Genomic DNA, 2587 nt, shown 5'->3' with positions numbered 1-2587 from the left:
CGCGACGCTCCCACGGCTTGTAGGCACACGGTTTCAGGTACTATTTCACTCCGCTCCCGCGGTACTTTTCACCATTCCCTCACGGTACTATCCGCTATCGGTCACCAGGGAATATTTAGGCTTAGCGGGTGGTCCCGCCAGATTCACACGGGATTTCTCGGGCCCCGTGCTACTTGGGTGTCTCTCAAACGAGCCGTACAGATTTCAGCTACGGGGGTCTTACCCTCTACGCCGGACCTTTCGCATGTCCTTCGCCTATCCATACGGTTTCTGACTCGTCTCACAGCCGGCAGACTGTGAAAGAGAGATCCCACAACCCCGCATGCGCAACCCCTGCCGGGTATCACACGCATACGGTTTGGCCTCATCCGGTTTCGCTCGCCACTACTCCCGGAATCACGGTTGTTTTCTCTTCCTGAGGGTACTGAGATGTTTCACTTCCCCTCGTTCCCTCCACATGCCCTATGTGTTCAGGCATGGGTGACAGCCCATGACGACTGCCGGGTTTCCCCATTCGGAAACCCCCGGATCAAAGCCTGGTTGACGGCTCCCCGGGGACTATCGTGGCCTCCCACGTCCTTCATCGGTTCCTGGTGCCAAGGCATCCACCGTGCGCCCTTAAAAACTTGGCCACAGATGCTCGCGTCCACTGTGTAGTTCTCAAACAACGACCAGCCACCCATCACCCCACCAGACAAGCTAGTGAGTTCACTGGGGCCGGAGTCTTGAAGGACGACCAACCGGCCGTACCCTCAGACACCCAACAACGTGCCAAGCGTGAGCTACCGTCCGTCTCTTCTTTCCACGCCGAAGCAGTACTCGAAGACCATCAGGAACACTCACGCCAACTAATCAACGTTCCACCCATGAGCTGACCGTGCAGAACGTTTGCCTGCAATCGGTACTGTGCTCCTTAGAAAGGAGGTGATCCAGCCGCACCTTCCGGTACGGCTACCTTGTTACGACTTCGTCCCAATCGCCAGTCCCACCTTCGACAGCTCCCTCCCACAAGGGGTTGGGCCACCGGCTTCGGGTGTTACCGACTTTCGTGACGTGACGGGCGGTGTGTACAAGGCCCGGGAACGTATTCACCGCAGCAATGCTGATCTGCGATTACTAGCAACTCCGACTTCATGGGGTCGAGTTGCAGACCCCAATCCGAACTGAGACCGGCTTTTTGAGATTCGCTCCGCCTCGCGGCATCGCAGCTCTTTGTACCGGCCATTGTAGCACGTGTGCAGCCCAAGACATAAGGGGCATGATGACTTGACGTCGTCCCCACCTTCCTCCGAGTTGACCCCGGCGGTCTCCTGTGAGTCCCCATCACCCCGAAGGGCATGCTGGCAACACAGGACAAGGGTTGCGCTCGTTGCGGGACTTAACCCAACATCTCACGACACGAGCTGACGACAGCCATGCACCACCTGTATACCGACCACAAGGGGGGCACTATCTCTAATGCTTTCCGGTATATGTCAAGCCTTGGTAAGGTTCTTCGCGTTGCGTCGAATTAAGCCACATGCTCCGCTGCTTGTGCGGGCCCCCGTCAATTCCTTTGAGTTTTAGCCTTGCGGCCGTACTCCCCAGGCGGGGAACTTAATGCGTTAGCTGCGGCACCGACGACGTGGAATGTCGCCAACACCTAGTTCCCAACGTTTACGGCGTGGACTACCAGGGTATCTAATCCTGTTCGCTCCCCACGCTTTCGCTCCTCAGCGTCAGTAATGGCCCAGAGATCCGCCTTCGCCACCGGTGTTCCTCCTGATATCTGCGCATTTCACCGCTACACCAGGAATTCCGATCTCCCCTACCACACTCTAGCCTGCCCGTATCGGATGCAGACCCGGGGTTAAGCCCCGGGCTTTCACACCCGACGTGACAAGCCGCCTACGAGCTCTTTACGCCCAATAATTCCGGACAACGCTTGCGCCCTACGTATTACCGCGGCTGCTGGCACGTAGTTAGCCGGCGCTTCTTCTGCAGGTACCGTCACTTTCGCTTCTTCCCTGCTGAAAGAGGTTTACAACCCGAAGGCCGTCATCCCTCACGCGGCGTCGCTGCATCAGGCTTTCGCCCATTGTGCAATATTCCCCACTGCTGCCTCCCGTAGGAGTCTGGGCCGTGTCTCAGTCCCAGTGTGGCCGGTCGCCCTCTCAGGCCGGCTACCCGTCGTCGCCTTGGTAGGCCATTACCCCACCAACAAGCTGATAGGCCGCGGGCTCATCCTTCACCGCCGGAGCTTTTAACCAGCTTCCATGCAGAAGCCGGTGTTATCCGGTATTAGACCCCGTTTCCAGGGCTTGTCCCAGAGTGAAGGGCAGATTGCCCACGTGTTACTCACCCGTTCGCCACTAATCCACCCCGAAGGGCTTCATCGTTCGACTTGCATGTGTTAAGCACGCCGCCAGCGTTCGTCCTGAGCCAGGATCAAACTCTCCGTGAATGTTTACCGGATATCCGGTGACACTCGCGTTGAGCGGGACAGTCATGCCGGAATATGGCCGACTGTCCACAGCGTCCTCGCTGTGTTGTTGCCATCCCCGAAGGAATGGACTTTTTCAAAGGAACCTCGACCATCCGAAGATGG

At 57.8% G+C, this 2587-nt stretch carries 2 rRNA genes (1 of these 2 cut by a window edge); both read right to left on the bottom strand.

The annotated features are described in order from the left end of the window. A 23S ribosomal RNA gene (locus ACFC0Z_RS34685) occupies positions 1-632 on the bottom strand (it extends 2570 nt beyond the left edge of the window). Between the two features lie 285 nt (positions 633-917). Continuing rightward, positions 918-2443, bottom strand: a 16S ribosomal RNA gene (locus ACFC0Z_RS34680). Together the 16S and 23S rRNA genes form the textbook arrangement of a ribosomal RNA operon. Positions 2444-2587: the final 144 nt, after the last annotated feature.

This window comes from Streptomyces sp. NPDC056144 (assembly GCF_042264145.1).
GTDB lineage: Bacteria > Actinomycetota > Actinomycetes > Streptomycetales > Streptomycetaceae > Streptomyces.
Note: the sequence above shows the minus strand (reverse complement) of the source record. Positions and strands in the feature narration are given on the sequence as shown.